A 24822-nucleotide genomic window follows, 5' to 3' on the forward strand; every position below is an offset into this window, starting at 1 on the left:
CGGCCGCCTCCCTATGTCTAAATGTATATAATTACCAAATGGACAGATCGCCTTTCGTTCAGGTTCTCCTTTTTTTGCTTTACCCGCGATGAATAAAGAACAGAATTTTATGAAATTATTTATGCAACATTAGTGTAGTTGGATGTAAAACAAGTAAACGTGTTTGGTAATGATAAGGTAGTAATGTTTCAGATGACTGTGAAAAAAAGACCGTCCTACACTTTGCCTAACAGTTGTTTTCCCCACCTCGCTTCACGTATAATGAAGCTATAGTAACCGTATACTAAAAAAGACCACTCGTGTTGGTGCACGAGTGATCGATTGCATCGTTGGCTCCCTGCATAGGGTGATCGGCGTAGTTTGAGTCGAAATAAGCCCCCAAGCCCTTGCTCAGGACTTCAAGGGGGGCTTATTTCTTTTGGTGAAATGACAGTACGACGACGATCAACGTGCTAAAACTGATCATCAGAAACAATGTTTCAAATACTGTCATTGGCGCCACCCCCTTTCACAGGGATTGCGCCGACCCGCCCTTGAGTCCAACCGAACGATCGCTCCCTTATTTTAGCACTTTCTGCTTTTCTATGAAATCGCTATCATTTGTATCGGTTCTTGAAAAGTGCTGCTCTATTCTCTTCCTAACAGTTGTTTTCCTCACCCCGCTTCACGTATAATGATGCTATAGTAACCGTATACTAAAAAAGACCACTCGTGTTGTCGCACGAATGGTCGATTGCATCGTTGGTTCCCTGCAAAGGGTGATCGGCGTGTTTGAGTTGAAATAAGCCCCAAAGACCTGTCAGGTTCTCAAGGGGGGCTTATTTCTTTTGGTGAAATGACAGTACAACGACGATCAACGTACTAAAACTGATCATCAGAAACAATGTTTCAAATACTGTCATTGGCGCCACCCCCTTTCACAGGGATTGCGCCGATCCGCCCTTGAGTCCAACCGAACGATTGCTCCCTTATTTTAGCACTTTCTGCTCGTCTATGAAAACGCTACCATTTGTATCGGTTTTTGAAAAAGGGGCTCACTATTCTTTTTCTAACAGTTGTTTTCCCCACCTCGCTTCACGTATAATGAAGCTATAGCAACCGTATACTAAATAAGACCACTCGTGTTAGCGCACGAGTGGTCGATTGCATCGTTGGTTCCCTGCATAGGGTGATCGGCGTGTTGGGTAGAATAAGCCCCCAAGCCTTGTCAGGACTTCAAGGGGGGCTTATTTCTTTTGGTGAAATGACAGTACAACGACGATCAACGTACTGAAGCTGATCATCAGAAACAATGTTTCAAATACTGTCATTGGCGCCACCCCCTTTCACGGGGTTTGCGCCGATCCGCCCTTGAGTCCAACCGAACGATTGCTCCCTTATTTTAGCACTTTTCGCTTTTCTATGAAATCGCTACCAATTGTATCTACTAAAGTTACTATTAATCTATAATTTGAGACGAGAGCACAACATTCACTCAGGAGGTGTACACTTTGTCAGTGCCCTTTACACCTATGACGTTTGAAATAGAGACGAAACGGCTGGCCTTAAGAATGTGGAAAGAATCAGATGCTTATTGGTACAGGGAGCTCGTTGCCGAACGAGGCGTGGTTAAGCCTACACTCGAAAATGCTCGCAAGAAGATTAGCCTCTTTCGCAAAGGCGCGCAGGAAAATGGGATCAGCCTCCTCTCAATTCAACGACAAAACGAAGGAGATTTCATTGGTTATTGTGGATTAATTATCGGCCGCTCTTCCCTAGAAGAACCTGAAATTGCCTACGAACTGTTTCGAAGCGTACACGGGCATGGCTATGCGACCGAAGCGGCATCCGCTATAGTAAATGCTGCGATGGCCACCGGTCGACACCGACTGTGGTCGACGGTACGCTCTTGGAACGTTGCATCCTTTCGCGTTTTAGAAAAAATAAGGTTTGAACGGCGCCTCAGGACATGGGATGAGGATGGAGAGCTTGTTTGGAATGTTCGCGACCTTTAGGTTCACAATCAATTTCGGGCACTTCGCACTTCATTCATGAGCACAGCTCAATTAATTCTGGGGAACATACTACTGTTAAATGCAACTCTCCAAACCCTCCTCACTACTGGCCCACTTCACAATAGATCAACAAAACGGCTCACCACTGCCCTTTCTAAACAAATTGTTTATCCATTACCGAAATGGTGCATTGCTTCTTTCTCCTCCCCAATCTACAGTGTAGGATGAACCATTCATACGTTGAGGAGGGGTTTTATGAAAAAGTTTATGTTGGTGTTGTTTTGCATCATTTTTGGAAGCGCTATCATTCCTGTGCAACCACTCTCTGCACACGCAGAAGATCGTTTGCTCGCATTCCCTGGGGCTGAGGGTTTTGGCGCCTATTCGCAGGGCGGTCGCGGTGGTGAAGTCTACTATGTAACTAGCCGTGAGCTCAAAGGACCTGGCACTTTTCACGATGCGCTTACAACGGCTGGTGATACGCCACGCACGATCGTTTTTGGCATATCTGGCGAGCTCACGATTCCGCAAATTATCGTTCGTGACAAATCCAATATTACCATTGCTGGACAAACCGCGCCTGGAGATGGCGTCACCATTAAAGGAAACAACGTTCGTTTTATCGATTGTGAAGACATTGTCATTCGTTACCTGCGTTTCCGCATGGGCACGCTCGAATCACAGGATGATGCCATGTATGTTGAAGACAGTAAAAATGTTATCATTGACCACTCCTCCTTCTCTTGGGGGCGGGACGAAGTACTGTCGATTAAAAGCAAAAATTACGAAGACATCCAATCTCGCAACATTACTGTTCAATGGTCGATGATGACGGAGGGGCTGCTTACCCACTCCATGGGCGGCCTAATTGAAATGAATACGATCACGATGCATCATAACCTCTATGCTCATAACAATGACCGTAACCCGAAAACGAAGGGGCAAATTGATTTCGTCAACAATGTGGTTTATAACTGGGGCGAATATCCGTACGTTGCTGGCGGCGAATCTGGAACAAAAGGCTATGGCAATGTTGTTGGCAACTACTTTGTTGCTGGGATTAATTCCGTTGACCCCCAGTATGCTGTCGTCCGAGGAAATGAAAATTACAGTCTTTACTTAGAAAACAATCGCATTGACAGCAATAAAAATGGTGTCTTGGACGGCACCGACACAGGCGCGGGCATGATGGAAAAGGAACGACCAAGTGTGTTGATGCCTGAACGTTTCAACTATCCGCTTGTGCACACACAAGAACCAGAAGACGCGTATGAAGCTGTGCTTAATTTTGCGGGTTCCTCTCTCGCGCGTGATGCGGTCGATGAGCGGATCTCTCGTGAAGTACGCACACAAACAGGCGCTATCATCGGTCATGAAGACGATGCTGGCGGCTTTCCAGTGCTTGAAGAAAGAACCGGTCCGACCGATTCGGACAACGATGGCATGCCGGACGAATGGGAGCTTGCGCATGGTCTTGACCCAGATAACTCATCTGATCGAAATGCAGATCGAAACGGTGACGGCTATACGAACCTGGAGGACTATTTAAATGAGCTGGCAGCCCCTGGTTTTCCAGATGGATATTCGATGGAGCCACCAGTTTGGAGCGGTCCTGTGTTTACACCTCCTGAGATTCCTGAACCCGAGGTGCCAAAGAAAGAGCCTCTACCTGCAAAAAATGGTGAGCTCATCAAAAACATGATAATCAATGACTCTGAAAAAAATGCGGCGAATTGGTCGGTACAACAAAACCTTCAGCCTGGGGATCTCGTCGCAGGGGACCGCATGTCTGACAGCAACGGCTATCAGTTTGTCAGCATTCCTGAAACACTTCAGGGCTCGGAGTGGATTCGTTCTGCGGTAGAATCACGTGGTTCTACCAGTGAGGATCTTGTGTCATTTTTCCTTGCTGCTGATGCCGATGTTTATGTCGCACACGATTCACGAATATCTTCACTACCAGCATGGTTGCAAAGCTATGAACCTACTGGTAAAAGCATAACCGATGATCAGCCAATCGAATTTAAACTCTATAAAAAGCATTTCCCTGCTGGTTCTCATGTCGTGATGGGGCCAAACAATGACGCAAAAAAGATGAACTACGTTGTCGTCGTTAAACCAACTGCGACGGATAAAGATACACCAAACACTGCACCGGCTGGACTATTTGGGGAGATGCAGTCCAACGACACCATTGCCTTGCAATGGGAGAGCGTTGCTGAAGCAGAAGGGTACTTAATTTACCGCTCCTCTTCAAAGGATCCTTATGTCAGAGCTGTTGCCTACACGACTAATGCAACCTATGAGGATAACATCATTGACCTTGGCATGCACTACACGTATCAAATCCAGGCGGTCAACGCTGGGGGACCTTCACAAACGAGTGACGCCATTACAGTGCTTGCTTATGAAGATTCACAATCGGCACCACCTGCTCCGGCTGGACTCCAAACTACGGAAGTAAACAGCCTGAGCATTGCCCTCAGCTGGGAGGCGGTAGATGAGGCGGTTAGCTATACCGTATACCGCTCAACCGAAAATTCGTCTAATGCTGAGGCAATTGGCTATTCATCGGACGCCACCTATGTCGATAACACCGTTGATCCATCCACCACTTACAGCTATTACGTCACCGCAGTAGGAACTGGTGGACAATCGACCGCTTCATCAACGACAAACGCGACCACTGGAGCACCAGTTGATCTGCCGTCTGTTCCGCAAGCTCTCCAAGCGTCTGATGTTTCGCCTTCGTCAAATACATTGACATGGCAGACGTCAGATCAAGCTGAACAATACATCGTTTACCGAAAAACGACTAGTGGCGAACTTTATGAAGAGATTGCCCGCACAACAGATGCGCGGTATGTCGATGACGCGTTAAATGTTGAGGAAACAGGCTACACCTATAAAGTGACAGCGTTGAACGAGAAAGGCGAAACCGCTCCTTCTCCAGCCATCGACGTCGCTATGCCTCAACCTCCTGCCCCGACAGATCTTATAGTAGGGCTTGCTGGTGATACCTTTGTCGGTCTCGTATGGACACCTCAGGACGGCGCGAGTCTTGTCAACATCTATCGAGAAGTTAATGGCGTGGCAGAATCGCTAGGGACAGCCAAGGTGAACACTTTTTATGACCGCACTGCTGAGTCAGGCGTCGAATACACCTACTATGTCAAAGCCGTCAACGGCGGCGGGGAATCAGATGCATCGAATTCCGTAACCGTTCGACCAAGTCCATTCATCCAGCTACAAAGTGCGCTTGACGTCACTATTGACAGCGAGACGTTCCCTCACTCTGTTGCCAAACGGCTGACGAACATGCTGCGCCAGGCGACACATCATTGGGAGAAAGGGCATTCTACAAAGGCGAGTGACTTTACTGAGAAATTCATCACCGTTCTGGCAGCTGAAACGACTTCAAATCCTTTTAGCTCCCAGCTCCATGCCCTCGCACAGAGAACCTTGGAGCAACTCGAGTAATTTGAAGCAACCCCCATTCGAATCAATGGGGGTTCGCTTTTGTTTTAGTGTTTTATTCCTTAAAGAAACTTCTTTTGAGCAGATGCTACGACCACTTCGATTTCATTCCCCGTTGGCTCCTCCATGTGCTTACTCTCGAGGAAGTCACTAATGAGTTCATTCAGCTCATCCCAATCAGTCGATGAAAGTGAAACACTCGTCAGCAAGAATTTGACGCGATCTTCTTTTGCATTCGCATCTTCATCAATACTCTTCTCCAACAACTTTAGCATTTGTTTTTGTTTAAGCAGATAGTGTTGGGTAAAGAGATTCATATTCTTTTTCAGGTTTTCCCCTTGAATGAGCACCCCATCACCTTCAAACAAATGTCCACTGGAATAGTAGTTTTCAATTAAGTTGCCTTGCTGGGTTTGTTCAGTCAGTCTCAATGCATCGGCACCCACCAGCTTGTTGATTTTATAGTAAAGGTTGGAGGCTGGCACGCCAATTGCTTTTGCAATTTCTTTCGTCGTTTTGCTTTCTTTTGAGGTGGCCGTTAGGATCTTGTGGCCGGTCTCATCAAACAACAGTTTAGTAAGTTGGTTCAGATCGCTCATAGGTTTTTGACTCCTCATGTAATGTCAGTTCGTCCAAAGCAGGAAGTGCTCGCAAAAATGGATGAACAAGAAAGAACAGGCCAATGATCGCGAAGGCCGCCGCACTTGCAAACATCATGAGCTGCGGACCGAGCAGTGACGCAATGAATCCACCAAGTAAAGCACCGCCAGGAATAGAGAGCACAAGAATGCTCTCACAAAGAGACAACACGCGTGAAAGCAACGCCGAATCTACGGACTGTTGGACGAGCGTAATAAACACTATATTCATCATACCAAATGGAACGAAGGAGAGTCCAAAAAGGATAAAGGAAAGTAACATCTCTTGCTGGAGAAGAGAACAGAGCCAGAGGATGCCTGTCAGAAATGGCAAAATGACGAAAAGTTTGCCTACTGGAAAGCGCAGGATCAATGAACTGCCAAGGCTTCCTACAACGAGGCCGATTGAAATAGAAAACATAAGCCATCCATAATAGGTCGTGCTTCCGAGGGTTTGCGCATAATCTGGCAGCACGGCTTGAACCCCACTGAGCAACCCGTTGGCGAGCACGAACGGCAGCATAATGATAAGCAGTCTGGTCGACTTTACATACGCAAAACCTTCCTTGAGTTCTTTTTTATATCCCTTTCCAGGGGTCATCAACTTTGTGTTTTTAGACGTCTTTCTATTCGTACCTTCCCGTCGAATAAAAGCAAAACATAAAAACGCTGCAAAAAAGGCAATGGCAACAAAGAGGTACACCTGAATGATGCCCAAATACACTAATACAATTGAAAACAGCCCCGTCATTAAAAGATTCACAACCTGAGACGAGCCATTCAATACAGAGTTAAAGTGCCCGAGATCTTCCTTACCCACAAGCTGTGGCGCTATGCTTATCTCTGCCGTCCCTTGAAAATTCTCAAAAAAGGCAATACAAAACGCGACGGCTAACACAAGACCGACATGCTCATAGCCTAACAACAGGCTGATAGGCAGAACAGTCATCAAGATCGCTTGGATCAATTGGGCATGAGCCAGGAGAAACTGTTTGTTTGCACGATCAATCATTGGCCCAAAAAGGAAGGAAAAGACGTTCGGCACTGTCATACAAGCGATCGTCAGTCCAGTAAACAATGGGCTTTGCGTCAATTCATACATGTACCAAACAATCGCAAGCTGGTACACACTATCTCCTAATGTGGACAAGCACCTTCCCCCTAATAAAAGCTTGGCACATCTTGTCTTAAACCCCTTCATTTCGCATCACCTTTCCTTAATTTGTTTTATCGTTAAAATTATTTTAAACGACTAAAATGATTTTATCAAGGAATTTGTGAAACTTATCTGAATAATAGAACGGTAAAAGGCGACAACGATAAGCCAATTCGTGAAAATAGAAAAAGCGTTCCGGAAAGGTGTATGATGGAAGCAACTTATTGAGAGGGTGACGCACATGAGGGAAAGTATCGTACATACATCGTTAGGTGCGCTAGAAGGAACGCATGAGCATGGGGCATTCGTTTGGAAAGGCATCCCTTATGCAGAGCCTCCTACGGAAAACCTACGCTTCAAAAGCCCTGTACCCGTCAAAGCCTGGGAAGGGGTACGTAAAGAACAATCCTTTGGTCCCGTTTGTCCGCAGTATGTGAATGACAGTATGGTTGCCCAGGACCCTAAAGTGCTTGATCAGTCGGAGGATTGCCTGTACTTAACTATTTGGACACCAGAAGCCCCTTCAGAAAAACCCCTGCCTGTCGTCGTTTGGATACATGGTGGTGCTTTTGTTGGAGGACATAGCAGCAATCCTCTTTACCATGGCAATGCGCTCGCCAAACGCGGCAATGTGATCGTCGTATCCTTTAATTACCGCCTTGGTGCACTTGGGTTTTTAAATTTGTCTCATCTCGATGCCGCCTACACACCTAATGCAGGCTTGCTTGATCAGGTGGAGGCATTGAACTGGGTTCAATCACACATCGCCTCTTTTGGTGGAGACCCCGCAAACGTCACCATTATGGGAGAATCCGCCGGAAGCATGAGCGTAGCCGCACTGCTTGCGATGCCAGCGGCAAAAGGACTATTCTCTAAAGCGATTATGCAAAGCGGCGCGTCACAAGCGATGCCCCTTCAGCTCTCAAAGCAAGTCACTTCGTATTTCCTTACACAAATAGGTGCAGACACACCCGACTCTCTTGCCAATGTATCCGTTAGCGACCTGGTCGCCGCCCAAGGAAAAGTCGCAGACATCACTGGCCCCTTGCTTACCTTTCAACCTGTAATCGATGGAAACGTTCTGCCGCTTGAACCACAGCAAGCGATCGCCGATGGCGCTGCAAAGGACATCCCTCTGTTACTCGGTACGAATCAAGATGAAGGCGCATTTTTCATCCGCGAGGACAATCTGCTGGAGGAACAAGAAATTGTACGAATCCTTGCTACAGAGATGCCAGAACCACAAGCAGAGGTCGTGGCCAAGAAGTATTCGTCCTCCCATGCCTCACAGGCCCAATTCATTACGGATTTGTATTTCTGGCGTACGTCGTTGCAATTTATTGAAGCCCAAAGTCACTTCGCACCTGTTTGGATGTATCGTTTTGACGGTTACATTCAAGGGCATCCTTTGTTCGGAGAGCCTGTACACGCGGCAGAGATTCCGTTTGTGTTTGGACAGCTTGGCGTGTTTCAACAACTCGGCTTTCCTATCACTGAAGAAGCGATGGCGTTGTCTTCACGTATGCAAGACGCGTGGCTCGCCTTTATTCAACAAGGCTCCCCGTCAACAGCCGCCTTAAACTGGGGTGGGTACACCACAGAGACCCGTGCGACAATGGTGTTTGCCGAACCCACGACACACCACGTTTTTGACCCAGATGCAGAAAAACGGGCTGCACTCATGCGCGGATGGGTGTAAATACTGCACAACAAAAAAACAGCCACACATTAAAGCTCGTGGCTGTTTTTTCGTTTGTTTAGACTTATGAAATTGGTGGGAACGAAGAGGCGTCCATTTAAAATGTTTTTGATGATATTAATTACTCTAATGCATTCAGAAGGCTTTGCAGGGATTCATCAAATCGAATGTCTGCTATTTTGTCATTCTCGTTTACAAAGGCTTTCCCGCTAATTTCTTGTTCACCGCTATTCTCATTGCCTTCATACACAACATCAAACGAAAAATCATATTCTTTTTCATTTGCGTCACTTTGATTTAACTGGAAATCCTCCGCCTTTAGACTATAATTATTTTCCGCTGCCGCCGTTTGAATATGCACGGCATTGCTAACAATTTCTTGATATGAGTTTTCGATAATAAGTGACCCGTACGTTTCCTGAAGATAGTCTTCTAAATCGGTGGATGATGGTGCTCGCTTTTGTTCATCATCGCCTATAATGGCGAGATTTTCAGGATCCTCTAAAAGAGCAATGAGTTCTTCATCTGGACCACTAAATTGTTGGTTAAGTACGGTTTCAATGACGGAATCCGTTTGACTTGAACAGCCCCCGGCGACCAACAGTAGCACAAGAAGCAAGGCAAGACCTAATTTGTGCTTTGTCCACTTCCTCATGATCAAACTCCTCCTTTTTAGATTTTCGAACAGAATTGTAATCCCTTACATTACTTTACGGATCACCACATAGATTTGTTTCAATTAATTGATATATTGCGAATTCATGGTCATTATGTATAAGATTGCGCCAACACATCGTCAAGGGATTACTGTTTTAAACTCATCGTCATCGTGTGTGGACGAAATCCAAGCTGTTCATACAGACGCACGGCCTCATTACCACTAAAGACACTAAGACGAATTTCTTTGTTTCCCTGCTCCTGTAATTGTCGAATGGCTTCATCTAACAACTGTTTAGCAAGACCTTGTCCCCTGTGTTCTTCTTTTACATAAAGCTCATAGATAAATCCAATACGTTCATCTGTGAATGAATCTGTCCGAGGTCCAAGAAACACCCAGCCTATTACCTCATCGCCCGCTTTTTCCACCAAATAATAGCCTCCCTTTTGGAGAAGGGGTAGAACAAGTGTATTTACTTTTTCCGATGATGGGCTCGCATGCCCCAATGTTCCCTCATGAATGACCTGAGGGGTGCCTTCTAAAATCTCTTTGATGTCGGCCTCGTTTGCCTTTAGCACTCTCCATCCTCCTCTACCAATTAGATTTTTTGTGAGAATTTCCTTTAAAAATCCGGAATTCTAAAAAAATATAGCCGCGGCTCGCCCGGCTCTACATCCCATTGATTTTGAATCTGGCATCCTTCAAAATAAGCCCAGCAAGCTCAGCCGGCTGCTTGCTGCCCGCGTCCAGTAGAAATGTCTGGTTGTCCGGAGATGCGATCAGTTTGCTCCGAAGGAAAAGGGAGCGGTGAAAAACCTCCGAATCGCCCCGCCTAGCGAGCCTACCGGAGATAATGTCCGGATCCGCGTGTAGCACAGCATAGTGCAATGCCGCATCGAGATCAGATAATTGGTCACAGAACCATGGCAGCTCGTCTTCCACGACGAAATCGATCACCACGTCCAGCCCATCTCGCACCAGGTTACGAGTCACGGCAGCGATATGAAGCCAAGCTAATCGGAGACGATCCTCCCAAGGGGGTTCGGTCTCTCCGTGGTACATGTGCAATAAGAGATCGCCCTCAATCAATGCGCATTGATGCATCGTGTTAGCCAGCGTTTTGGAAACGGTTGATTTACCGACCCCTAGTGGGCCTGAGATCAGGTAGACAACACTTTTAGTAACATGCACGGGCATATTCCCCCTTCACCGAATTGTTTTCGATCGGTATTCATCTCGTATGAGAGGCCAGCTGCATGTCATTATTATCCGGTTGTCTTTGAGTTCAGCTGACAGTTGACCATTCGTTTTTTGCAATCGCGAGTCCGCGATCGGTACGTGCTTTGTCTGTTGTATAGAGCCGGTTGAATAAGAATGGAACATCTTTTTCTGTCAAATGCTCAACATCTTTGCTTATGGAAAATACAGCGTGATCTGGGGTGACCTGAAATTGGATGGAGGCATAGCTTCTTGCATATTTGAGGGTATTTACCAGCAGATTATCCAGCACCTGTTTAACGGCGATTGGATCGACAATAGCATGAGAACCATATAGGCAGACGTTATATAAGGCACCTGGGTCTCTTTACAATAGGGATTTCAAGAAGAATCTCATTACAAAATGTGATACATTGAACATGTGAGATTTAATCTATCACCCTAGTCGGAGGTGAACCCAAATGACATTAGTAACCATCTTATCAATAGCCATCATGGCGCTCTGTGTCAGCTACGTCGTCATTTATTTCAAGAAAAGAAAATCCGGCACGCACAAGGACGTGACTTACAAACTCGTCTTTCTTTTAGTGTATGCGCTGCTTTTCATCCCTTTATTGTTTTTACTTTGACCTCTTCGCTAGTGTACATCCATTCTATTAAAATATACAAATGAAGCGATGAGCCCTCCCAAAGACGTAGCGATAATGACAGCGTAGGAATACTCTTGAGGATAGGTAGGCAACAGTGTGACATTTGCGATGTCGATATCCCCTGCCGCTGCCCACGGAAAGAGACCCCGCTGCTCCGTATCTTCCCCCCATGACATTCATTATGACAATAATGACAGTAAAGACAATCATAGGTACATAATTCTTCATCACTAATGTAATGAGCATCATAAGGATAGATAATGCCCAAAGAAGACCCCCCTATTGAAAATTGAAATAGTGTACGCCAAACCAATCCTGGCGGATAGATCCCTCGTACCCTCAGTCGCTAAAACAACCTATCAATTTTGGTGACACTTCCCTTACATTGATGCAGGCTTATTAAATGACTGGTTTTCAATAGAGGTTCGTTCCTGATCAACTACTCCTTGGATGAGTAGCTTCTTTGACATGGAAAACATTTCTGTTTCACGTGGAACATGCTATGCTGGAAAAAATGGAAGAGGAAGGAGTTCCTTATGCAACGAAGGAAATGGATTATAAGTAGCTTTCTGCTTCTACTACTCTTGCTTCAGCTCTTTCCTTCTATTCGACAGGTAGAAGCAATCGTGACGTCCTTTGGCTACGCCTTCATGTTTCACGCAGACAAAGAACTGACTTTCGAGACTATTGAATACGCTCCAGCTTTTGGCGACTACATCGTCTCCTATTCTTACAACGAAGGAAACGAACGTTTTTCTCTTAGCTTGCCTGGAGACTTTCCTTTCATCGTCAATTTTGATTCATATTATGGAGGGTGATGGTTCAAGGACGTGGACAAACGAGGAGGAGAAACAAGTGAAATGTTATATCGTAGACGCTTTTGCAGAGCGACTTTTTGAAGGCAATCCCGCTGCCGTATGTGTACTAGACGAATGGATATCCGCTGAACTCATGCAAAACATCGCGATTGAAAATAACCTTTCAGAAACGGCGTTTGTTGTTAAACAAGACAATGAGTATAAACTGCGGTGGTTTACTCCTGGAGGGGAAATCGATCTTTGCGGGCATGCAACATTGGCCTCTGCCTTTGTCATCACAGCGTATTACGAACCCTTTATGGATATTGTCCAATTTCAAACCATGAGCGGCATGCTCGTTGTAGAGAAGCAAGAAAACCTCTTTGAGATGACCTTTCCTAGCCAAACACCTGCCCCATGTCCCCTGACAGAAGAAATGGTCGATGCATTGGACATCAAACCTGTTGAAGCCTATTTAGGAAGAGACCTAATGCTCGTTCTTGAGGATGAAAAAGCTGTTCAAAACGCAACACCTGATTTCTTAAAACTGTAGCAGCTTCCCGAAGGCATGGGTGTTACCATTACTGCCAAAGGGGAAGCGTTTGATTTCGTATCAAGGAGTTTTTTTCCGAAACTGTCTGTCAACGAGGACCCAGTCTGCGGCTCTGCCCATTGCTATCTTGTTCCTTATTGGGCGAAGCAGCTTGAGAAAAACACTTTGACGGCTAGGCAGCTGTCAAAGCGTGGCGGAACGCTCTATTGTCAATACAGCGAGCCCTATGTACGAATGAGCGGCTCAGCGGTGTTGTATGCCATTTCGGAGGTTCAATTGGGGAAGTAATTTACTCTAAATAGCAAGAATGCACCGGCTCAACTTCCCCCACTTAATTCAAGGAGATAAACATACCTCTTTCTCACAAATAATACTACTATTAGAGTCTTTACGTTGCTATTTCCATACTCCATTGTTACGATGAATGCGAGTAATTTAAAAACAAGGAGTCCTTTCCATGATTATTCAATTCATTCGTTTTAGATAGAATCTGGTGTAGACGATTTTAAGATCCTGCTCGTATTTTTTTAATAATATGGCGAGGGTTTCTTTGTCTATGCCTTTTTCATTTATCTAAAAATGAATGAGGTGACTTTCGTGGTTCATGAAAATAAACACGTAAAGAATGCGCGTTATGTACGTACTGTCGAATCCATGTTTGCCTGTCCTGTTTGTCGTGCGTCTATGAAGGTTGTGCACTATCAAAGTTTAATCTGCTCCAACCATCATACGTTTGATTTTGCCAAGCGTGGATACATCAATTTTATGAATCAACCTGTCAATACGAAGTACAGTAAGGGGCTATTTGAAGCACGACGAAAGCTTATGACTGAAGAGGCTTTCTTTGAGCCTTTAAGCCATGCCATCGCAAGTGCCATACATGCTCATGTTGCTAAACCAAAGAAAACGAGCTCTATACTTGATATGGGGTGTGGCGAGGGGACGCTCCTTTCAACGATTTGTAATAAAGTTTCTTCTCGAGGAATTCGTGATGTGATAGGAGCTGGGAGCGATATTTCTAAAGCCGGAATTGCAATGGCTTCGAAGAACTACTCCGACAAGGTTTGGACTGTCGCTGACATTGCCAATCCGCCATTCAAAGAGTCCCAGTTTGATGTGATTCTTTCAATCTTATCCCCTTCAAATTACGCTGAATGCAATCGGTTGTTGAGAACTGGGGGCATCGTCGTAAAGGTTGTTCCCAGAAGTGGTTATTTGAAAGAGATACGTGAGGTCCTTTTTCATAAAGCAACCAAAAAGTATTCCAATGAAGCGACATTGGAGAGGTTTTCAAAGCATTTTCAAGTCGCCGAACATTTTAGACTATGTTATACAACTCGCTTAAATCCAGCTTCAATGAAGTGGTTAGTCCAAATGACACCTCTGACTTGGTCGTTAACTGAGGAAAAAGAAATGTCTCTAGCAGAGGAGATTTCGAATCAAATCACCGTTGATTTGGATGTTATGATCGGCATTTCACCTAAATAACTAAAACACTCTTTGTTGTAAGGGCAACCTTCCCAACAACTAAAGAGTGTTTTTTTATTTCCCGGGAAATGCAATTAGCGAACCTCTAAGAAAAAGAACGATGATGCACTGCCTTGCTCCCACCTGCCCGATGTCTTGTAATAGTAAACACCTGGCGTTTCTGGTGCGAGAAATTTTCCGTTATCTAATGCCACTTCTCCAATGTTAAGGTGCCGCACTTGAAACTCCTTTGGCTCAGGTGCATCTTCATAGGTCATGTCAATGAGGGCACCTGGTGCCACAACAGTCGGTGTTTCTCCCTCAAGCGTTTCTATTGGACCGCTTTTGTCAACGCATGTCACCACCCCTTCCGATGACCAGCAGTAGCTTCCCTCAAATGCAGGGATAGGCTGTTCGTCCGCCGTTACGGTTAACTGTGGAATCGTGTCCGTGCTGGGAGGTTTCTTCGCCGTGGAGGTCTCTTGAGTATCACTAGTGACACCACTACTGCACCCCATCAATACGACCAAAATAGGCAAGATTTGAACCACACCGTACACCATCGCTTTCATGAGCATCTCCTCCGTGAGTCGATTGCTCTTTAGTCGTTTGGGAGGAAGAAAAGGTTACACATCGTCTGGTGGTCGTGCAGTCCGCAAACATTGGTCTCCAAGATTACCTGCTACACTCGGCCTTCCTCATTGCCCCAAAGCTTTTTATGCAAGCGCGGCAAATAGATGAAAAGAAAGACCGAACGTCCGCCACAAAACAGAATAAACGAGACCCAGAGACCGTGGTTCCCGAAGATTTGAATGAGCGGGTACAGACTAAGCACATACAACGCGCATGCCCATATCATCGAATTGCGGACATAGCTCACCTCGGTTGCCCCAGTGAACAGCCCATAGCCAAGGACACCAAAGCCTGCGGTAAGGGCTACATAAACTGGCCAATGGCTAAATTCACCAAGCAACACGAGCACACTCTCAAGGGTCGTAAACATTGGCAGCACAAGATCTTTTGTCAGCCAATAGATGCCTGCCAGTAGCAATGAGCTGTAAATACACCAGCGCAGGGTCATCTTAACTGTTTCATAGTAAAGGGTTTTATCTCTTCCACCGATCGCTTTCCCGGTCAATATGCTTGAGGCATTGGCAAACCCGTCAAACATATACACGATCAGAAATTGCATTTGCATCAGGATCGCATTTGCGGCAAGTACCTCTGTGCCGAGCTGAGCACCGACAATCGTAAACAGCTGGAAGGCAAGGAGAAGACAAATGGTACGGATAAACAGATCACGATTCACTTGGAATATCTTTTTAAGTCCCTGTTTATCGCCAAGGACATTTTTAACAAAGGAACGAGACACTAATGAGCGCACATCAATTTTGCGTTGAACGATAAGAAGGCCAAGCAGTGTTGATGCCATTTCCGCAACGAGTGTCGCCGCCGCAAGTCCCTCCATCCCCCATTGGAAGACAGGAACAAATAAGAGGCTAAGCAAAATGTTCAAGGCGTTCGTCAAAAAAACGAGCAGCAATGACAGCTTCACATAGGACATCCCCATGAGCCAGCCAAGCAGGACAAAATTAGCAAGCGCAAACGGTGCCCCCCAAATGCGAATTGAAAAGTACGTGCTCGCCGCATCACTTACGCTCGGATCTGCGCCTGTGAGTACGACCGCACTGTAAAGAATAGGCACTTGCAATAAAATGAACATGCTGCCAACGATAAGGGCAATGCTAAAAGGGCGAATCAGTGCGAGCCGTTGGTTTTCTTCATTTCCAGAACCAAGCGCTTGGGCGGTAAATCCTGATGTAGCGACACGCAGAAAGCCAAACAACCAGTAAAGCGTATTAAAAATCATCGTCGCAATCGCAACGCCCCCTAAATAGGAGGCGTCTGGAAAGCGTCCGACAATGGCGGTATCGACAATACCTAGAAATGGTGTTGTTAAGGAGGCCAGTAGTAAAGGAATAACTAGGCCCAAATACGTTCTGTGTGTCATCCAGGTCATCCTTTATGTCAATTTGCACATGCTCTCAAAAAATCGCAATTAGTTCTTTCGTGTAGCTGTCCCGCTCGTTTGCCATCAGCTCATCACTGCTAAACTGATCAACAAGCTTGCCTTCCTTCATAACCATGATACGCTGACTCATTTGGTGGACGGCGGCAAGATCATGAGAAATAAACAGGTACGCGATTCCTAACGATTGACGTAAGGTCGTCAACAGGGCCAATACGGCTCCCTGTGAAAGAACGTCCAGACTAGCGGTTGGCTCATCAAGCACAATAAAGGCAGGTTCAATGCTAATGGCGCGAGCAATCGTTACGCGTTGCTTTTGCCCTCCACTCAACTCGTGTGGATACCGATTCGCAAGCTCCTCAGGCAATTCAACCGCCTCCAGCAGCTGACGGACAAAGGCATCTGGTGAGGTGAAGGAAAAGTGCGCCAACGAAAGCTCCTTTTCGAATTGTTGATAAGGGTCCAGCAATGATTCCCTAATCGTGCGTTTTGGATTTAATGACGCTGTGGGATGTTGAAATACGGCCTGAAAATGCTTGCGCAAAGGTCTAAGCTTCTTTTCGCTTAGGTGCTGGATCGGCTCATCAAACAAACGAATGTGACCATCTTTGATTGTTTCGACACCGAGCACGCATCGAGCCAAAGTGCTTTTCCCACAGCCACTTTCGCCGACTAAACCTAGGCATTCACCAGCCTCTAGATGAAACGAGATATGATCTAACACCAGCTTGTCTTTTTTGTATGCTTTCGTCAAGCCTTGTACGTCAAGCACGCTCACGATTGGATCTCCTCCAGTCCAGAAGGCAAGGTTTTCCCGAGGGTTGGTGCCGCTTTGATGAGCTGCTTCGTATAAGGATGCTGTGGGTGATCAAGCACGCGATGTTTGCCGCCTGCTTCAACGATCTCGCCATCCTTCATGACGGCAATGTGATTGGCGTATTTCTTCACATGGCGCCAGTCGTGCGTAATAAACAATATGGCACAGCCTGTGTCCTGCTGCAGTTGAAAAAGCAGCTCCAAAATACGGTGGGACGACACACTATCCAGTGCCGTAGTCGCCTCGTCGGCAATCAGCAGTGAGGGCTTTAGCAAGAGAGCCAAAGCAATGGATACGCGCTGAAGCTGCCCCCCGCTCAATTGAAACGGATATCGTGTGTATAGCGATTCTGGCAGTCCGACAGAGCTTAGCGCATCGAGGGCCTGCCGCTTCCGAGCTGCTTTATCATGGGTGCCGTGTGTTTTTTGGTATTCGTTAAAATGTTGCCCAATGGTGCGAAATGGGGTAAACGAGCCTTGGTAATCCTGAAACACATAGGAGAGATGGCGCCCACGCAGGGCACGCATCTCTCGCTTCGATAGCGTGGACAGGTCTTGGTCCTTAAAATAAATTTTTCCTGTCGCCTGGAGATTTGGAGCAAGCAGACCGCCGATGGCTTGCGACAACATGCTTTTCCCACTCCCACTCTGACCAACGAGGGCAAACCACTCGCCTGCCTTCACTTTAAACGATACCTCTTGCACGATCGTTGTAGACGATGTAGCGATGGTCAGCTGTTCAACCTTCAGCATGGTGGCCTCTCTCCTCCCTTTTGACATCAAAGCGATCACGTAGATCGTCCCCGATTAGATTAGATAGCAGGACGACAAGCACGATGGCCAGTCCTGGGAAGAACATCAACTCAGGGCTTGACTGAAAGTACGGTCTTGATTCATTCAGCATCGCACCCCACTCGGGCGCAGGTGGCTGGGCTCCTAATCCTATGTAGGACAGGGCGGAGATTAATAAAATGATCTTGCCTAAGTCCAGACTCGCCAGAACAAGTACATGGCCTATAAGATGCGGAAACAAATGCTTGCGCATGATTCGTCCTGGTGTCATCCCATTAATGCGCGCCATCGTCACATACTCTTTTTGTGATTCACTCATGACCGTACTGCGAACAAGACGGGCGTAGTTGACCCATTTAACCACGACAATGGCGATGACGAGATTGCCAATGCCAGGGCCGAGCAAACCACTGAGCACAATGGCCACAATCGTGTCAGGAAACGCAAGAAACCCATCGGCAATGCGCATAAACACACGGTCAATGAGACCGCCCATGTAGCCAGCGAACAAACCAAAGGGGACACCAATGACAACCGCAATACCTAACGCCAAGGCACTGTAGCCAAGGGTCAGCTTTGTGCCTAAAAGAAGCCGGGTCAGCACATCCCGCCCGAGATGATCAGTGCCAAGCGGGTGCATCAAGCTCATGCCCTGCAGTCGGACACTCATGTCTGTTAAATAAGGATCATGCTTTAGGTAAAGAAAGGTGTAGGCAAAAAGCGCGGCGAGCAGCACGAGTGCGCTTACGAAAACAACGCGCTTCCATGGGTTTTTTTTCACTAATGAAGATGATTCAATGGTGACCATTAGCGTGCCTTCCTTTCTTTCAGCTTCAGCTCTGGATTCAAGTAATGGTAGGACAAATCAACGGCAGTGTTCACTAGGAAGACCAGAATGGACATGACGAGGATATATCCCTGAATCAACGGATAATCCCGCTGGCGAATCGCATCGACGACGAGACTGCCCGCCCCTGGATACGAAAACAGCACTTCGATGACAACAACACCGCCAATCAAGCTTCCCAAGCTCACACCAAACACCGTAATGACAGGGGGTAAACTGTGGCGAAAGGCATGCGACACAAAAATGCGTTGTTCAGACAGCCCTCGTGCACGGGCTGCATGAACGAACTCCTGACTGAGGGAATCAAGCAAACTGGAACGCAAAAGACGCACATACACACTGGCCATCGCCAAACCAAGCGTAATCGACGGCAGTACGAGAGAAATGAACCCTTCCCTCCCCATCGTTGGAAACAAGCCGAATCGAACGGCAAACAGATCAATGAGCAAAAGGCCAAGCCAAAAGCTTGGCACAGCTGCTCCTAATATTGAAATCCCTCGGCTAAGATGGTCAACCCAGCTGTTCCGATAAAGTGCCGATAGTGACCCTAGTGGTACGGCAACCAACAGCATCACGATAATCGAACCTGTCGCCAGCTCCAGCGAAGCGGGAAGACTCATCAGAATCAGGTCCATGACGGGCTGATTGGTTGTGAAGGATGAGCCCAGGTCCAGGCGGAAAAAATCTAGCAGCCAACGTCCATATTGAACAAGGAAAGGATCGTTAAAGCCCATCTTTTCGCGGAGATCCTCCACCTGCTCCTGGCTCACTGCCAGCTCGTCCACGTTTAGGATGGTGAGAATCGGGTCGCCTGGCGCAAGTCGTACAAACAGAAAACTAACAAAGGTAATCAAAAGCAGAAACACAAGGACCTCAATGAGGCGCTGTGAAACGATGCGGATCATTTAGTTCACATCCAACTTATTGGTAATCATGTAATATTCGCTTCGTGTCGTTACCCAATGTTGAACTTTGTCCGCATTGTACGCCACTATCGTAGCCGGGTGCAGGACGAAGGAATTAAGCATTTGCTCATGCACATAGGTCGCTGCCTGCTGAGATAACGCTGCACGCTTGTCTTGGTCAACGGTCTGGTTTAATTCATCAATAATGGCTGTCAGCTCTGGTTCATCTGTACCACTAAAATTCAAAGCACCTGTCGGATGGTAGGTCGCGTTCAGGTAATACCCTGCATCACCACGTGGTGCGGTTAGATTGCTATACGTTGTAAGATCCCAGTCGCGATTTGCCGCCATGTATTCTTCGGGAATCTCGATCATTTGAATTTCCACATCAATGCCAATGCGCTTGGCATCTGATTGAAACACCTGGGCAATGAGCGGCAAATCTGCGCGTGCGCTATACGTCAACAACTTAAACGTGAGCGGCTCACCATCTTTTTGCATGACGCCATCCTGCTGCGTATACCCTGCTTTTTCAAGGTGAGCTATTGCCGCATCCAAACCACTTTCACGTGGTGGATAGGAAGGAGCAAAAGGTAAGGAAGGAAGAAACGGGCCTTCGGCAACCTGACCATGCCCAAGGAGAATGGACTCCACAATCGCTTCACGATCAATCAACGCATCTACTGCACGGCGCACATTGACATCTTTTAAACTCTCACGCTCCACATTCATCGTCATTTGATGAACTCGGAACGTTCCCGTTGACTCAACCTTAATGCCTTCAATCGCTTTCAACGTTTCCAAGCTTTCGACTTCTGGTCGGTAGACAATGTCCGTTTGGCCTGATTCAAGGGCGAGTGAACGGGCATTGGCGTCCTCATTAAAAGCAAACGTAACGGTATCCAATGGTGAAGCCCCGTCCCAATAATTGTCATAGCGCTCCAGCTCCAGCTTACTACCCGGTGTGAACGACGTAAGCTTGAACGGACCAGTGCCTACCGGATGGTTGACAATATCCGGCTCCGTGACATCAATAATGGCCACGTTTGGGTGAACAAGCTCTGAGGCAAACTCAGGAAATGGCTGTGTGAGTGAAATAGTTAGTGTATGCCCATCCGCTTCAATTGTGTCGATTTTCAGAGCATTTTGAAGTGCGACGTTCTCCTCTAAAGCTCGTTCCAAAGACGCTTTGACAGCATCAGCATCCATTGGCTTGCCATTTTGAAAGGTCACATCCTCACGCAGTTGAATCGTCCAGTACTGGCCATCGTCGCTCTCCCAGCTTTCGGCAAGCCACGGCGCCACCGTGAGGTTTTCCTCATCCAGTCGGACAAGCGTTTCCGTTATGCCAGCGCGCAACGGCACATAGCTCGTATCCACATGTGGATCAAGTGAATTTGTTGAAAAATTATAGAGGAAGTGCAAATGCTTTGTATTTGTCTCCGGCTCCGCCGAAGGGGTTGACGTGCATGCCCCTAGTAAGGACAACAACACGAGTAAAGTTGCGATAGTAAAATAATTTTTCATCAGGTCTCCCCCATTTAATGGATTCATATGTAGGCGAGATTGAGTGTAGCATAGAATGGCAAGCCTGTAAATCGTAATAATTTCGTTTTCTCTTTGATGATTCGTTTACTAAGAGGTAGCCTCAGGAAAATGCGATTTTTCAATGTGAAGCACATGTTTCCTGAGTGCTACCCTATTTTCAAAAAAGGTAAGGATGTTTTAATGGTCGAAACAGAATTACTTGATACGTTTCATTACATCTCGCTAGCAAGCATGTGTGCAGCCATTTCATGCATCTCTTTCAAGCCTGAGACTTCAGCAAATTCAGCTACAGTGATGCCACTTGTTGTTAGAAGTTCTACAATGTGCTCATCCATTTTGGACCATGTTTTTCCACCAGCGTTGTCATAAGCGTCGATTAACTTAGTTAGTCCATCACTCCCAAAAAGGAGTTGATGGGACAAGAAATCGACAGACACATCAGCAATTCCGACTTCTGTCCAATCAATGAAGCCCGTTACTTGATAATTTTTATTGATGAGGACATGACCTGGATGTAGGTCGCCGTGTTTCACCCCTACATGTGTTGGCCAAAGGGCGTCCTCCGCTAGCCATGCTTGCCAGCGACCCCATAAAGTTGGATTGATATCGTATTGTTTTTTTACCCGTTCCATTCGCTGTTTCATGGACACTCTTAACTCACTGGCACGAAGAACGTCAACCCCACTCTGTTTGAATTCTTCGTGAGGTAACGAGTGTAAGTCTGCTAGAGCTTTTCCTAATGATTGAAAATACGCAGGTGGTACATTGGATTCATCAAAACTCCATACATAGTTCTGTTGCTCCAAGTCAATCGTCGCCGCAGGAATTCCGCTTAATTGCTTATACGCAATGAACTCTTCAGAGAAAATAGACCAATCCGGAAGTTGAAAGTTTACATGGCGATTAATAATCTCTAACGAATTTTTCTCTTGGTGTGCATGCCTCATTGATTCGGGTCTACGTGGAATTCTTAAAATCCAATTATCGTCATGTTGATCTTTGGCGAAGGCTACTTGAAAGTCAATACCAGACTCATTGATTTTGATACTGTTTTCTATAATGTCCAAGCCTTTACTCATTGCTAATTGTTTAAGTTTACGTGTATTCATGTTTATTTCCTCCAAAAGTTCATTTGTTGGTTCAATGGGCCAAGCCATTTAAATTCAGATGCTTGATAAGATGGGGACTCGTTTGTCTAACAGTCAAACGGTGCAAAAACTCATGCTCTTTCCACATGGACGTTAGGTTTTAAAGGAATGCGATCATGACAAGCTACTGTCTATAATGAAGAGTAAACGATGTACAGCAAATAGACGCCTTCCTTTGAATGAGCGAAAAAAGACATACGAAAAAAAGACAGATGACTATCTGCCTTTCTTCACGTAAAAAGTGTATACCTCTCCGTAGAAGGTTTTTAAAAATGTGCAGACTACTCCCGTTTACTCTGTTTCATAAAAACAGAGCCTTTGAACATATTAAGTTACCTATTGTTCAAAGTTTGCTGGCGTAATCTTCCTGATGGCATCATTTTTAAAAACCCTCCTTTGCGTAATATAACGCATATCATACATTCACATAGTATTATTGTCAATATTACTAAGTACTAGAAAGCAGTTTCGTTACTGAACAGTACAACAAAAATACAATTCAATTGAAATGATCTTCAACAATCGGGCAGATCCCTAATGATTGTCTGTACTTATAGCTAATAAAAAACGTCTCACACTAAAAACGAATGTGTGTGAGACGTTTGTGTTTCACGTGAAACAAGCTATCGTTTACGCTTCTTTAAAAGTAGTGAAGTAACGAGGGAAATGACTGTATACACAAGCACCCATATTAGAAATGTAGTGTTGTACTCAAAAAACATGAGCAACACAAACACAACAAAGGTGACAATTAGTGGCACACTTACCTTTCTTGTGAGAGCCCAAAGAACTGCGGTTAATAGTATCGTTACGAGAGGATAAACAATAATCAATAGAAGAAAAAGGTTCAATTTTATTGCCTCCCTTCAATTAACCCTAGGCTTTGTGCATTCACTTTCAACCCTACCCATTCATCGCCCGGATCAAATCATAGTGGTAGTATCGTCGATTTCGTTTTTGGTCGTTTGCGTAGACCATTTGCTTTTGCACTAGATGACTTAACGCCTTACGAATCGTCGTTGCTGCCAGGTTTGTTTTTTCTTCAACCTTAAGGACAGTTGTAATTGGTTCCGCAAACAATACCCCCCACACTTCTTTGTGCGATGGCTGATCCAATTGTTCAAGACCGTTCTTGTATAAAGTCTCCGCTCGGTCTAGCTTTTCAAATTGCTGCCTCGCCATCCTTAAAGAGGCATCCAAGAAAAAGACAACCCAGCTTTCCCAATCGGGTTTACCTATTCCGATCCCCCTAACTCGGTTTAACATCGCATAATATTTAAAACGATCCTTTTCCAACTCTTCACTTAAAAAGAAGATGGGAGAATCAATAAGGGATGATTGGAGCATATATAGAACGATCAAAATTCGACCTAAGCGACCATTTCCATCTAAAAAGGGATGGATGGACTCGAATTGCGCATGAACCACTGCAGATTTAATTAACGGGTGTGTGTCATCGTTTTGCTCTGCCACATAGGCATGGCCATTCATATATCTCTCTAAATTGGTCATGTATTCAGGCATTAATTGTGGCTCTGGTGGAATGTAAGAGGCATCTTTCATCTGTGTGGTCGGCCCAATGAAGTTTTGAATTCGGCGATAGTGTCCTGATGCGCTTGTTGACCCTCGTGCGTTCATCATGAGCATCTCATGCAGCTGACGAATGAGTTTTTCGGTGATCGGATAGCCTGCAGTCACAACCTCCATGCCATACGACAACGCCGCTTGATAATTCCTAACCTCTACTCGCTCGAAGCCTTCCTTCTGGTCAACATGATCCTCCAGCATCTCACTAAACGTCACCTGTGTCCCCTCAATCCGTGTCGATTGCACAGATTCTTGAAGCGTTAAAAGCTGAATAAATGACTCGTTAACTAGTGAATACCTTACCTTTTGCTTCAGCTTCTCCATTTCAGATATGGCAGTCACTACTTTTTTATAAAGTGCCAATTCCGTTTCAGTTGTCCACTCAAGTGGAAGGAAGGGTAGTCGATTTGATTTATTCATGGGCATCACCTTTAAGCTATCATTTACCTAAGTTTACCTTGGGAAAATGAGAAATTAAACGTACAATAGTTTGATCGTTAAATAGATGTACCTTGATGTTTTTACTAATTATACAGCGCAGGCAGGAACGGAAAAATCCGTAAATACAGTTCTACAAAAAGCGTTGGATTGTCAATAAAGATAAGCAGAATGTTTCCCCATAGAAAAACACCTACGCCTACACTTCCCCATGCGAATTTTCTAGAATATTTCTTCAATATCGGAAAAGCGAGGATAAAGAGCGTACTGATGCCCACCGCGATAACAAAGATGAATTGTGTCGCAATGATTTCGTATTGTGAGGACGCACTCAAACTAAAACACTCCTTTCCAAATCGATTGTTTTCTAAATGCCGCTTTCTTGAAGCGTTCCCTGATTCTTCA

General features: G+C 45.8%; 26 protein-coding genes and 1 pseudogene. 7 read left to right on the forward strand and 20 right to left on the reverse strand.

Features of this window, described 5'->3' with window-relative positions:
* Window positions 1-409 precede the first annotated feature (409 nt).
* From EV213_RS21370 to EV213_RS21380, 3 genes are all read right to left on the reverse strand, one after another.
* Window positions 410-493, reverse strand: a complete 84-nt coding sequence (locus EV213_RS21370) for a putative holin-like toxin (protein WP_424923082.1) — start codon at window positions 491-493, stop codon at window positions 410-412.
* A 325-nt stretch (window positions 494-818) separates the two neighbouring features.
* Window positions 819-902 (reverse strand): putative holin-like toxin, encoded by an 84-nt coding sequence (locus tag EV213_RS21375; RefSeq protein WP_424923082.1) that lies wholly within the window; start codon window positions 900-902, stop codon window positions 819-821.
* Between the two features lie 324 nt (window positions 903-1226).
* Complete coding sequence (locus tag EV213_RS21380) at window positions 1227-1310, reverse strand: putative holin-like toxin (protein ID WP_424923082.1); 84 nt, start codon at window positions 1308-1310, stop codon at window positions 1227-1229.
* A 180-nt stretch (window positions 1311-1490) separates the two neighbouring features.
* On the opposite strand from EV213_RS21380, the gene EV213_RS18680 reads away from it, so the two are divergent.
* Entirely contained in the window at window positions 1491-1994 is a 504-nt protein-coding gene (locus EV213_RS18680) for a GNAT family N-acetyltransferase (RefSeq protein WP_424923081.1), read from the forward strand.
* A 255-nt stretch (window positions 1995-2249) separates the two neighbouring features.
* Window positions 2250-5474, forward strand: coding sequence for an FIMAH domain-containing protein (locus EV213_RS18685; protein ID WP_208112787.1), 3225 nt, complete (start codon window positions 2250-2252; stop codon window positions 5472-5474).
* A gap of 59 nt (window positions 5475-5533) precedes the next feature.
* Here EV213_RS18685 and EV213_RS18690 read toward each other — a convergent pair whose 3' ends face one another.
* Complete coding sequence (locus tag EV213_RS18690; RefSeq protein ID WP_133582097.1) at window positions 5534-6070, reverse strand: winged helix-turn-helix domain-containing protein; 537 nt, start codon at window positions 6068-6070, stop codon at window positions 5534-5536.
* Entirely contained in the window at window positions 6045-7310 is a 1266-nt protein-coding gene (locus EV213_RS18695; RefSeq protein WP_133582098.1) for an MFS transporter, read from the reverse strand. The genes EV213_RS18690 and EV213_RS18695 overlap by 26 nt, the downstream gene beginning before the upstream one ends.
* Window positions 7311-7506: 196 nt before the next feature.
* Between EV213_RS18695 and EV213_RS18700 the strand changes: the two genes are divergently transcribed.
* Window positions 7507-8964, forward strand: coding sequence for a carboxylesterase/lipase family protein (locus EV213_RS18700; RefSeq protein ID WP_133582099.1), 1458 nt, complete (start codon window positions 7507-7509; stop codon window positions 8962-8964).
* A 121-nt stretch (window positions 8965-9085) separates the two neighbouring features.
* Here the strand turns inward: EV213_RS18700 and EV213_RS18705 are convergent, their stop codons facing one another.
* The 4 genes from EV213_RS18705 to EV213_RS21385 form a co-directional block, all read right to left on the reverse strand.
* Window positions 9086-9619: a hypothetical protein gene (locus EV213_RS18705; protein ID WP_133582100.1), complete on the reverse strand. Its 534-nt coding sequence runs from the start codon at window positions 9617-9619 to the stop codon at window positions 9086-9088.
* Window positions 9620-9768: 149 nt separating this feature from the next.
* Window positions 9769-10200 (reverse strand): GNAT family N-acetyltransferase, encoded by a 432-nt coding sequence (locus EV213_RS18710; RefSeq protein ID WP_133582101.1) that lies wholly within the window; start codon window positions 10198-10200, stop codon window positions 9769-9771.
* Window positions 10201-10291: 91 nt separating this feature from the next.
* The gene (locus tag EV213_RS18715; protein WP_133582102.1) at window positions 10292-10819 is read right to left on the reverse strand and encodes a P-loop nucleotide/nucleoside kinase family protein; all 528 of its coding nucleotides are present in this window, start codon (window positions 10817-10819) and stop codon (window positions 10292-10294) included.
* Between the two features lie 88 nt (window positions 10820-10907).
* Window positions 10908-11159, reverse strand: coding sequence for an ATP-binding protein (locus EV213_RS21385; RefSeq protein ID WP_133582145.1), 252 nt, complete (start codon window positions 11157-11159; stop codon window positions 10908-10910).
* Window positions 11160-11301: 142 nt separating this feature from the next.
* On the opposite strand from EV213_RS21385, the gene EV213_RS20905 reads away from it, so the two are divergent.
* The 4 genes and pseudogenes from EV213_RS20905 to EV213_RS18735 all read left to right on the forward strand — a co-directional run bounded on the left by EV213_RS20905 (window position 11302) and on the right by EV213_RS18735 (window position 14328).
* A complete protein-coding gene (locus EV213_RS20905) occupies window positions 11302-11469 on the forward strand; it encodes a hypothetical protein (protein ID WP_166639410.1) in 168 nt (55 codons plus the stop codon).
* A 557-nt stretch (window positions 11470-12026) separates the two neighbouring features.
* The gene (locus tag EV213_RS18725) at window positions 12027-12308 is read left to right on the forward strand and encodes a hypothetical protein (RefSeq protein ID WP_133582103.1); all 282 of its coding nucleotides are present in this window, start codon (window positions 12027-12029) and stop codon (window positions 12306-12308) included.
* 37 nt (window positions 12309-12345) lie between these two features.
* Window positions 12346-13128, forward strand: a pseudogene (locus EV213_RS18730) (PhzF family phenazine biosynthesis protein).
* A gap of 309 nt (window positions 13129-13437) precedes the next feature.
* Window positions 13438-14328, forward strand: a complete 891-nt coding sequence (locus EV213_RS18735) for a putative RNA methyltransferase (protein WP_133582104.1) — start codon at window positions 13438-13440, stop codon at window positions 14326-14328.
* A 74-nt stretch (window positions 14329-14402) separates the two neighbouring features.
* Here the strand turns inward: EV213_RS18735 and EV213_RS18740 are convergent, their stop codons facing one another.
* The 11 genes from EV213_RS18740 to EV213_RS18790 all read right to left on the reverse strand — a co-directional run bounded on the left by EV213_RS18740 (window position 14403) and on the right by EV213_RS18790 (window position 24752).
* Window positions 14403-14879, reverse strand: a complete 477-nt coding sequence (locus tag EV213_RS18740; RefSeq protein WP_133582105.1) for a hypothetical protein — start codon at window positions 14877-14879, stop codon at window positions 14403-14405.
* A gap of 110 nt (window positions 14880-14989) precedes the next feature.
* On the reverse strand, window positions 14990-16318 hold the full coding sequence (locus EV213_RS18745) for an MATE family efflux transporter (protein WP_133582106.1): 1329 nt from the start codon (window positions 16316-16318) through the stop codon (window positions 14990-14992).
* Window positions 16319-16352: 34 nt separating this feature from the next.
* On the reverse strand, window positions 16353-17114 hold the full coding sequence (locus EV213_RS18750; RefSeq protein ID WP_133582107.1) for an ABC transporter ATP-binding protein: 762 nt from the start codon (window positions 17112-17114) through the stop codon (window positions 16353-16355).
* Complete coding sequence (locus tag EV213_RS18755; RefSeq protein ID WP_133582108.1) at window positions 17111-17905, reverse strand: ABC transporter ATP-binding protein; 795 nt, start codon at window positions 17903-17905, stop codon at window positions 17111-17113. Before EV213_RS18755 ends, EV213_RS18750 begins: the two co-directional genes overlap by 4 nt.
* Entirely contained in the window at window positions 17892-18752 is an 861-nt protein-coding gene (gene nikC / locus EV213_RS18760) for a nickel transporter permease (RefSeq protein WP_133582109.1), read from the reverse strand. Before nikC ends, EV213_RS18755 begins: the two co-directional genes overlap by 14 nt.
* On the reverse strand, window positions 18752-19696 hold the full coding sequence (nikB, locus tag EV213_RS18765) for a nickel ABC transporter permease (protein ID WP_133582110.1): 945 nt from the start codon (window positions 19694-19696) through the stop codon (window positions 18752-18754). The genes nikC and nikB overlap by 1 nt, the downstream gene beginning before the upstream one ends.
* On the reverse strand, window positions 19697-21223 hold the full coding sequence (gene nikA / locus EV213_RS18770; RefSeq protein WP_133582111.1) for a nickel ABC transporter substrate-binding protein: 1527 nt from the start codon (window positions 21221-21223) through the stop codon (window positions 19697-19699).
* A gap of 233 nt (window positions 21224-21456) precedes the next feature.
* Window positions 21457-22353 (reverse strand): macrolide 2'-phosphotransferase, encoded by an 897-nt coding sequence (locus EV213_RS18775; protein ID WP_133582112.1) that lies wholly within the window; start codon window positions 22351-22353, stop codon window positions 21457-21459.
* Between the two features lie 662 nt (window positions 22354-23015).
* A complete protein-coding gene (locus EV213_RS18780; protein WP_166639412.1) occupies window positions 23016-23243 on the reverse strand; it encodes a DUF2651 family protein in 228 nt (75 codons plus the stop codon).
* 52 nt (window positions 23244-23295) lie between these two features.
* On the reverse strand, window positions 23296-24399 hold the full coding sequence (locus EV213_RS18785) for a Fic family protein (RefSeq protein ID WP_166639413.1): 1104 nt from the start codon (window positions 24397-24399) through the stop codon (window positions 23296-23298).
* A 104-nt stretch (window positions 24400-24503) separates the two neighbouring features.
* Window positions 24504-24752 (reverse strand): hypothetical protein, encoded by a 249-nt coding sequence (locus tag EV213_RS18790; RefSeq protein ID WP_133582115.1) that lies wholly within the window; start codon window positions 24750-24752, stop codon window positions 24504-24506.
* Between the last annotated feature and the right edge of the window lie 70 nt (window positions 24753-24822).

The organism is Aureibacillus halotolerans (assembly GCF_004363045.1).
In the GTDB taxonomy this organism is placed as follows: Bacteria; Bacillota; Bacilli; order Bacillales; family DSM-28697; genus Aureibacillus; species Aureibacillus halotolerans.

What these genes read in the sequence shown, in the direction of transcription:
- EV213_RS18740 (WP_133582105.1), bottom strand. Translation starts at nt 14,879, where the DNA reads ATGAAAGCGATGGTGTACGGTGTGGTTCAAATCTTGCCTATTTTGGTC.
- EV213_RS18755 (WP_133582108.1), bottom strand. Translation starts at nt 17,905, where the DNA reads ATGCTGAAGGTTGAACAGCTGACCATCGCTACATCGTCTACAACGATC.
- EV213_RS18690 (WP_133582097.1), bottom strand. Translation starts at nt 6,070, where the DNA reads ATGAGCGATCTGAACCAACTTACTAAACTGTTGTTTGATGAGACCGGC.
- EV213_RS18700 (WP_133582099.1), top strand. Translation starts at nt 7,507, where the DNA reads ATGAGGGAAAGTATCGTACATACATCGTTAGGTGCGCTAGAAGGAACG.
- EV213_RS18705 (WP_133582100.1), bottom strand. Translation starts at nt 9,619, where the DNA reads ATGAGGAAGTGGACAAAGCACAAATTAGGTCTTGCCTTGCTTCTTGTG.
- EV213_RS21380 (WP_424923082.1), bottom strand. Translation starts at nt 1,310, where the DNA reads ATGACAGTATTTGAAACATTGTTTCTGATGATCAGCTTCAGTACGTTG.
- nikB (WP_133582110.1), bottom strand. Translation starts at nt 19,696, where the DNA reads ATGATCCGCATCGTTTCACAGCGCCTCATTGAGGTCCTTGTGTTTCTG.
- EV213_RS21375 (WP_424923082.1), bottom strand. Translation starts at nt 902, where the DNA reads ATGACAGTATTTGAAACATTGTTTCTGATGATCAGTTTTAGTACGTTG.
- nikA (WP_133582111.1), bottom strand. Translation starts at nt 21,223, where the DNA reads ATGAAAAATTATTTTACTATCGCAACTTTACTCGTGTTGTTGTCCTTA.
- EV213_RS18785 (WP_166639413.1), bottom strand. Translation starts at nt 24,399, where the DNA reads ATGAATAAATCAAATCGACTACCCTTCCTTCCACTTGAGTGGACAACT.
- EV213_RS18725 (WP_133582103.1), top strand. Translation starts at nt 12,027, where the DNA reads ATGCAACGAAGGAAATGGATTATAAGTAGCTTTCTGCTTCTACTACTC.
- nikC (WP_133582109.1), bottom strand. Translation starts at nt 18,752, where the DNA reads ATGGTCACCATTGAATCATCTTCATTAGTGAAAAAAAACCCATGGAAG.
- EV213_RS18775 (WP_133582112.1), bottom strand. Translation starts at nt 22,353, where the DNA reads ATGAATACACGTAAACTTAAACAATTAGCAATGAGTAAAGGCTTGGAC.
- EV213_RS20905 (WP_166639410.1), top strand. Translation starts at nt 11,302, where the DNA reads ATGACATTAGTAACCATCTTATCAATAGCCATCATGGCGCTCTGTGTC.
- EV213_RS18715 (WP_133582102.1), bottom strand. Translation starts at nt 10,819, where the DNA reads ATGCCCGTGCATGTTACTAAAAGTGTTGTCTACCTGATCTCAGGCCCA.
- EV213_RS18695 (WP_133582098.1), bottom strand. Translation starts at nt 7,310, where the DNA reads ATGAAGGGGTTTAAGACAAGATGTGCCAAGCTTTTATTAGGGGGAAGG.
- EV213_RS18685 (WP_208112787.1), top strand. Translation starts at nt 2,250, where the DNA reads ATGAAAAAGTTTATGTTGGTGTTGTTTTGCATCATTTTTGGAAGCGCT.
- EV213_RS21370 (WP_424923082.1), bottom strand. Translation starts at nt 493, where the DNA reads ATGACAGTATTTGAAACATTGTTTCTGATGATCAGTTTTAGCACGTTG.
- EV213_RS18745 (WP_133582106.1), bottom strand. Translation starts at nt 16,318, where the DNA reads ATGACACACAGAACGTATTTGGGCCTAGTTATTCCTTTACTACTGGCC.